This is a genomic window from Falsiporphyromonas endometrii (assembly GCF_042654485.1).
Classification (GTDB): domain Bacteria; phylum Bacteroidota; class Bacteroidia; order Bacteroidales; family Porphyromonadaceae; genus Porphyromonas; species Porphyromonas endometrii.
This window is the reverse complement of sequence record NZ_JBHSGO010000146.1, coordinates 1-8,328: the sequence shown is the minus strand read 5'-3', so window position 1 is coordinate 8,328 and position 8,328 is coordinate 1. Positions and strand designations below refer to the sequence as shown.

Sequence of the window (8,328 nt, the reverse complement as noted above, 5' to 3'; positions counted from 1 at the left end):
CGGGCGGACGCCAATCCCCCCGGTGTTTTTCATGCCCGCCTGACGGATGAACAAAACAATGAATTGAAATGATTAATTTTGACTCAAAGATAAACCTCCTTTACACACTTTTTGGGATACTACCTTGATATAGGCGAATAACATTACCAACCTAATAGATATGATTTTTCTCTTTCACATAAATAAGATGGAAACATATTCAGCACCATTGTTTAACTCTCTCATAAGATAATTCTCAACAATATTCACCACCTTATAGTCGAAAAAATATCAAATTCCTACTGCAAAACAGAAAGGTTAACGGAGTATACCACCCTAAGGATTAGCATATATAGCAGCCAAAGAAGCTAATATTATCACAACAAAAGTTATTACACTGACCACACACTAACGACGTAAATTTAGTAACTTCTAAAACAAAAGAAACGGGATACATCAGAGAAACCTTTCTCTGACATATCCCGTCTCCGGTTTTTATCTACAACAACTATTTATTAGTTGTTACCTTCAAGCTTTTCTTTAAGAGCTGCAAGCTCATCAAGGTCACCAAGAGTAGCTTTTTCTACAGTTGCTGCATTAGCTGCTACATCTTTAGCTTCACGTTGTGCCTCAGCCTTCTGTTCGCTGGCTGCTTCACGACGAGCCTGGCGTTGTTCATCTTCAAACACACGGCTGTGAGAAACGATGATTCTTCTTGAATCCTTATTAAACTCAATCACCTTGAATGGAAGTTTTTCGCCCTTCTGTGCTTGTGAGCCATCTTCCTTTACCAAGTGTTTAGGAGTTGCGAATCCTTCAACACCATAAGGAAGAGCTACTACAGAACCACGTTCCATCTGCTCAACGATTTCACCTTCATGGATGCTACCAATTGTGAAGATAGTTTCGAAGTTATCCCAAGGATTGTCTTCAAGCTGCTTGTGACCAAGGCTTAGACGACGGCTTTCCTTATCGATTTCGAGTACTTGTACTTCAATAGGAGCACCTACTTCTGTAAATTCGCTCGGGTGCTTGATCTTCTTTGTCCAAGACAGGTCACTGATATGGATAAGACCATCGATACCTTCTTCGATTTCTACGAATACACCGAAGTTTGTAAAGTTGCGAACCTTAGCAGTGTGACGAGAACCAACAGGATATCTCTTTTCGATATCTTCCCATGGGTCCGGTTTAAGCTGCTTAAGACCAAGGCTCATCTTACGCTCATCACGATCGAGAGTCAAGATCATAGCTTCAACTTCATCACCTACATGCAAGAAGTCTTGAGCTGATCTCAAGTGTTGAGTCCAAGACATTTCTGATACGTGGATCAAACCTTCCACACCGGATGCTATTTCTACGAATGCACCATAATCAGCCATCACAACAACCTTACCCTTAACGATATCACCTACCTTAAGATTTTCGTCAAGAGCATCCCATGGATGCGGAGTAAGTTGCTTCAAGCCAAGTGCAATTCTCTTCTTCTGTTCATCAAAATCAAGGATAACAACATTGAGCTTTTGGTCAAGTTGAACCACTTCTTCAGGATGAGCAACACGACCCCAAGAAAGGTCAGTAATATGAATAAGACCATCAACGCCACCAAGGTCAATAAATACCCCGTAAGATGTGATGTTCTTAACAATACCTTCGAGTACTTGACCCTTTTCAAGCTTAGAAATAATCTCTTTCTTCTGTTGTTCGAGTTCGGCTTCAATAAGAACTTTGTGAGAAACGACAACATTCTTGTATTCTTGATTGATCTTTACAATCTTGAATTCCATTGTCTTTTCTACATAAGCATCGTAGTCTCTGATTGGTCTAACATCAATCTGTGATCCGGGCAAGAATGCCTCGATACCAAAGATGTCTACAATCATACCACCCTTAGTGCGACATTTAACGAAGCCCTTGATAACTTCGTCTTTTTCGAGTGCTTCGTTGACACGCTCCCAAGAACGAGCAGCACGAGCTCTCTTGTGTGATAGGACCAATTGACCTTTGCGGTCTTCTTGACTTTCAACATACACTTCAACTTCGTCACCTACCTTAAGATCAGGGTTGTAACGGAATTCAGAAGCAGAGATAACGCCATCACTCTTATAGCCAACGTTAACAATTACTTCTCGTTTGTTGATAGATGCAACACGTCCCATTGTTACATCCTTCTCCTTTACGGAGTTCAAAGTTTTTTCGTAAGCAGCTTCCTGCTCTTTGCGTGCGGCACTATCTTTAGTTGTAGCGCCTTGTTCGAATTCGTCCCAGTTGAAATCTTCCAACGGACGAATGTTTTTTAAGTTTTCCATTCTGTTAATTAATCTCGTTATTATCTAGTGACTTAATCCAAAACAAGAGGACCGTTGCCAATAGACGGTGCAAAGGTAATATAAGTTTTTCATTTATCTACAAGACAAACCCATCTTTTCCTCTCGCAATCTCTCCATCTATCATGCTACAAATGCGCAAGTTAGCAACCACCTCAATATAGTATCTCTGCGGACCTCTTTAGCTCCTACCCAAGAGATCAATGACGACCACTTCACTTTTGGTAAATATTCTCATTGCCGGCCCGGCCGCTCCAAAACCGGAACTGACATAAATCTGACTTTTTCCCTTTCTCAAATAACCATACGCCTTTTCGAAAGTTATTTTCACTGCATAGGCAAACGGAAAAATCTGGCCGTCGTGTGTATGCCCATATAGTCCCAAGTCAATATTATTGATTTGCAAAGAATCTAAATATCTGGGCTGATGCTCGAGCAAAACGACCGGAAGCTGTTTATGGGACTTTGGTATTCGATCAACCAATTCTTTAAGAGGTGCTCTTGTTCTGTAATTGGTATAATCATCTCGTCCAATCAAATTGATCACATTGCCCGGTGAGACAACCGAATCAATAAGCAGAGTTCCTCCCACTATTGACACCCAATCTTTTTTACGCTGTGTATCAGCCCTATACTCATGATTTCCCATCACATAATAGACTCCAAGCGGAGCTTTCATAGATTTATATAGAGCCGGGATATTGTCCTTGTAGCCATACCAACTGTAGAAATCAAACATATCCCCTCCTACTAAAATCAAATCCGGATGTTGGTCATTCACCAAATTTACCATCCTTTCGATATAGTTTTTCGTAATCGACTCACTCATATGAATATCAGTCAAAAGAACCACCCTTAAACGATTTGACTGATTGTCAATTGGTTTATTCAAATATATCGTTTGATAAGTAACTACAGGATTAGAAACCGTATGATACCCCAACCAGCCTAAAAAAACAGCAACGACTATAAAGGCTCCTACAAGCAATAATTTGATTCTTTCTTTCGTAACTTCACTCCACCTTGGAATGCGCCTTCCCGTAAAGTGATCAATAAGTCGGATTCCATCTATCAACATCAATCCCATCGTCAGGTAGATCGAGATAATAAACCAAGTGCTACAAATCTGCATGATCTCCTCTTGAAGGCCTAAATGAAGACTTCGATGAAAACAAAAACCAACCAAATAAATCGAAAATTCGACTATAAGCAGTGCATACAATGTCCACTTGGCAATCTTATGATGCGATAATGCCTGTCCTCCTCTCCTCCCAATGTAGAGGTTAAATAAAATTTGTCCGACTAATGCTTGCAAAAAGACTTTCATAGGTTGTTGGATATCTTAAGAGTTTTAATATGCATAATCACCAAAATCAATGCAATCACTGCAGCAATAAAGTCTGATATTGGCATAGCAACCCAAATACCTACCATCCCCATAAAACGAGGTAGGATGATAAGCAACGGAAGAAGAGAAAGAACCTGCCTTGACAAACTCATAAAAATAGCTTTCCCCGGCATGCCTATACTCTGGAAAAATTGAGTCGTAGTAATCTGAAATCCCACGAATAAGAATGCAGAAAAAGCTACTCTCATAGCAATCTTAGACATTTCAATCATCTCGGGACTGGTCGTAAAACAAGCTGTTAAGACACCAGGCATAACCATAACCAATGTCCAACCTATAAAAGTTGCCAATGAATTGACCTTACATGTCAGCATATATGTATCATGTACACGCCCGGGCAACTTCGCCCCATAATTAAATCCAACAATGGGTTGCATTCCTTGTGACATTCCTATCACAAACATCACTACCAACATTGCATAACTATTGATAATACCATAAACACCAATAGCTATATCACTCTCATGAGTAGAAGATGCGTAATGTACAAACGAACGATTCACTACGATTTGCACAGCACTACCGACCAACTGCATTGCAAATGGTGCAACACCTATACTCATAATGGACAGAATGACTTTCTTGGAAGGAATCATGGCGGAAGCTCTAAATCTCACCAAAGAATGTTTATTGGCAAAATGAAGCATAACGAATATCATCGTTACAAACATCGAAATGACAGTAGCCCATGCTGCCCCCTCAATACCCCAATTAAATCCGTATATAAACAGAGCATCCAAAACAAGATTAAGTACAGCACCCAAGACCATATAATACATGGCTTTTTGTGGATAGCCGGAAGCCCTCATGATAGCATTGTATCCAAAACTAAGCGTAGCAAAAATATTACCGGGTACAATAATCTTAAGATACTCCAATGCATAGGGCATGGTCTCATCACTTGCCCCAAACAACCTCAAAAGAGGCTCCAAATAAATAAAACAAGGAACTATCGTTGCCGCAGAAATTAAGATGGTCAGCATGATAGCATTTGCCAATATCTTCTCTGCCTCTTTATGATCATCCTTACCCAAAGCTATGGAAACTCGCACAGAAGCTCCCGCCCCAACAAGCATACCAAAAGCTTGCAAAAAAATCATAATAGGAAATGTCAGAGTCAGACCGGCTATCGCCATCGCACCTACGCCCTGGCCAATAAAAATACGGTCAGCGATATTATATAATGCATTTACAACGGTACCAATTACCGCCGGAAGCGCATAAGCCATCAACAGCTTTGAAACGGGCTTTGTACGAAGTTCCTCTGTTCTTTTCTGATTATCTACTACTTTCGTCATCCAATTACTTTTGTTTCATCCACATCTTATCGTTATGTCTAATCTTCTCGTTTCGTTTATTTAAGAAGTCTGAATACTGATATGTACATTGCAATAGATCCAAAAACAGTTTTCATATAATGGCCGAAAAATATGATTCGGTTGTTTATTCTGTTTATTATTCAACGGGAGATGACTATCATAACCATACTCAAAAGTACACTCTCAAAATATATTAACCCTAAATCCTTAATAAGAAATCAAATATAAAGATATCCTCATAAGTTGCTTCAATCTATTTTTCAAATTGTTCGCAAACAGTCCTTGCGATTGTTCTTATATATCTTGTCTTCGAACAAACAGCTCCTCCGTCTATTCTCAAATATATTCAACTAAAAAGCGAACATAAACAGACACTAAACAATACGAAAGCCTTCATCTCTATCACAAACAAATCCTTTTTCAATAAATTCGAACCAACTTCTCAATCTAATCGCCTTTGGACCCCAATAGAGTCTAAAAGTTTAATCATGAATGTCATTAGACAATGAAAGAGCATCTTCTTCATTTGAAAAAACATAGATCAGTTCAATCCTTTTTGGCTCCGTTTAGTCTAAAGTAAACGACCCTTTACGAAAAGAGACAGCCTCATATTAGATTAAAACCACTTCATAAAATTACTCTCACACCAATGACATATTTAGGTTTAACGATAGAGGTACCTTAACAAAAAAAGGCTGTCTCTACCGAGGCAACCTTTTCCAGCTCTTCCTCTTGGACTTGAACCAAGGACCCTCTGATTAACAGTCAGATGCTCTAACCAACTGAGCTAAGGAAGAAAAAAATTATCTGTCATGTGCTCTTCCTCTTGGACTTGAACCAAGGACCCTCTGATTAACAGTCAGATGCTCTAACCAACTGAGCTAAGGAAGAATTAAGACAATAAGACAAGAAACATAAAGCTCTTCCTCTTGGACTTGAACCAAGGACCCTCTGATTAACAGTCAGATGCTCTAACCAACTGAGCTAAGGAAGAAGGAAACCTTGCCTTATTGTCGGTGCAAATGTACAGCATTTTTTCGATTATGCAAGAACTTTGAGGACAAAAGAGCATATTTTTTTTCGTCTCTTCTGCTCTCAGACTCTTTTAATAATGTGAAAATGAAAGAATTAATAAAGGCAAAGACCTTATAAATATTCCCCAACAAGAGGTATCAATCAAAAAGAAGCAACATGACAAAGATAGTTTTAGGTTAAATGTATTGGCAACAAACCACTATCCGGCACAACATATGCCATAATAGAGGCAATATCATCAGAACATTCTGATGAGTTTGATTGCCTCTAATTGACAATTAAAAGATGCCCTTACAACCAATTTTGAACTCATTTATCTTTTTCTACCGATATACTACAACATAGCAAACCATGTGTCAAAAGATAAAGACATAAAACAGGTAATAAGGGCATCTCTTCAAATAGGTCAGTCAGTCTGATACTGCTACCTTTCAAAATAGTCTAACAGCATTTATAAGATAAACTAAAAATACTGTCATCTAATCCTTATTATATTTCTTCAAAGCGAGCTGTAAAGAAACGCAATTGTTTAGGTTCATATACAAACCTCAATCCCTTGATATCCTCTTTGTGCTTATAGAGTTTGATAACTGCATCTGCCACCACATCCATATGTTTATAGGTATATACACGACGTGGAATAGTCAATCTTACAGTCTCAAGATTAGGCACATGATTCTCCCCGGTCTTAGGATCTCTACCGGCAGATACAATACCACGTTCCATTGATCTTACACCACTCTCAAGGTACAAATTGGCGGCAAGACTCTGAGCAGGAAACTCCTCTTGTTTGAGATGAGGACAGAATCTCTTGGCATCCAAGAAAACAGCATGACCACCGACCGGTTCAATAATCGGAATACCGGCCTCCAAAAGTCTTTCTCCTAAATATCTTACTTGCAGTACACGGTGACGGATATATTCATACTGCATAGACTCTTTTAGACCAATAGCCATAGCCTCCATATCACGACCTGCCATACCTCCATATGATGGCATACCTTCGTAAACCACGACAATCTCTTTTGCAGCTTGGAAAAGCTCCTCATCATTCATACATAAGAAACCACCGATATTCACGAGACAGTCTTTCTTTCCACTCATCGTACAGCCATCTCCATAGCTAAACATTTCGTGTACAATTTCTGCAATAGTCTTATTCTCGAATCCCGGCTCTTGCTCTTTGATAAAGTAGGCATTCTCAACGCAACGGGTAGCATCAAAGAAAATCTTTATGCCATGCTTCTTTGCAAGCTGGCTGACCTCTCTGATATTCTTCATTGATACGGGTTGACCTCCGGCTAAGTTGACAGTTACAGCCAAGCAGATATATGCAATATTCTTTGCCCCCTTCTCGTCAATAACCTTTTGAAGTTTTTGCAAGTCAATATCCCCTTTGAAAGGAACATTCTTGCCGGCATCATGTGCAACATCTTTGATAATATCGATAAAGACACCTCCATTTTTCTCCTGATGGAAGCGTGTCGTAGTGAAATACATATTACCAAGCACATACTGCCCCGGTTTGATAGCAATGGAACTAAGAATATTTTCTGCCCCTCTACCTTGGTGAGTTGGCACGACATGTTTAAATCCAAACAACTCTTTTACAGTGTCTTCAAGATGATGCCAGTTACGACTTCCGGCATATGCTTCATCTCCCACCATAAGGCCACCCCACTGACGATCGCTCATTGCATTGGTACCACTATCTGTAAGTAGGTCGATATATACATCTTCCGAATTGATTAAAAAGGTATTATAACCTGCCTCTTTGACAATTCTCTCACGCTCTTCACGCGTATTCATTTTTACCGGCTCTACACTTTTGATACGAAACGGTTCTGCTGGAAACTTATTAATGTCCATAAAATTAAAGATTGTTTAAATGTTAATGTGTTCAATAGGCTGACAAATGCGCCAAGCCCTCAGCACAAATATAAGAATAAAATATAACTTTATATCACCTCATTAACATAAATACAACCTATTCGATACTCAAATCAAGTAATTCTAATCACAACGAAACAATAACAAGCGTATTTCAGACAGTACGACAATTTCATCACTTCTTTGTTATTCTAATACTTTATTCCTCCACACAACCTCAATAAAGCAACTCAAACAGGTTTTAAGGGTAGTATCCCAAAAAGTGTGTAAAGGAGGTTTATCTTTGAGTCAAAATTAATCATTTCAATTCATTGTTTTGTTCATCCGTCAGGCGGGCATGAAAAACACCGGGGGGATTGGCGTCCGCCCG

General features: G+C 39.2%; 4 protein-coding genes and 3 tRNA genes. All 7 read right to left on the bottom strand.

All coding sequences use genetic code 11. The annotated features are described in order from the left end of the window. Positions 1-494 precede the first annotated feature (494 nt). Complete coding sequence (rpsA, locus tag ACFO3G_RS04550) at positions 495-2,288, bottom strand: 30S ribosomal protein S1 (RefSeq protein ID WP_380078396.1); 1,794 nt, start codon at positions 2,286-2,288, stop codon at positions 495-497. 199 nt (positions 2,289-2,487) lie between these two features. After that, on the bottom strand, positions 2,488-3,633 hold the full coding sequence (locus tag ACFO3G_RS04545; protein ID WP_380078394.1) for a metallophosphoesterase: 1,146 nt from the start codon (positions 3,631-3,633) through the stop codon (positions 2,488-2,490). Next, the gene (locus tag ACFO3G_RS04540; protein ID WP_380078392.1) at positions 3,630-5,012 is read right to left on the bottom strand and encodes an MATE family efflux transporter; all 1,383 of its coding nucleotides are present in this window, start codon (positions 5,010-5,012) and stop codon (positions 3,630-3,632) included. The genes ACFO3G_RS04545 and ACFO3G_RS04540 overlap by 4 nt, the downstream gene beginning before the upstream one ends. Positions 5,013-5,756: 744 nt before the next feature. Beyond that, positions 5,757-5,830 (bottom strand) — tRNA-Asn (locus ACFO3G_RS04535). Positions 5,831-5,850: 20 nt separating this feature from the next. Continuing rightward, a tRNA-Asn gene (locus ACFO3G_RS04530) sits at positions 5,851-5,924 on the bottom strand. 29 nt (positions 5,925-5,953) lie between these two features. Then, positions 5,954-6,027: transfer RNA gene (locus ACFO3G_RS04525), tRNA-Asn, on the bottom strand. 530 nt (positions 6,028-6,557) lie between these two features. Then, on the bottom strand, positions 6,558-7,937 hold the full coding sequence (locus ACFO3G_RS04520) for a tyrosine phenol-lyase (protein ID WP_380078390.1): 1,380 nt from the start codon (positions 7,935-7,937) through the stop codon (positions 6,558-6,560). Positions 7,938-8,328 lie beyond the last annotated feature (391 nt).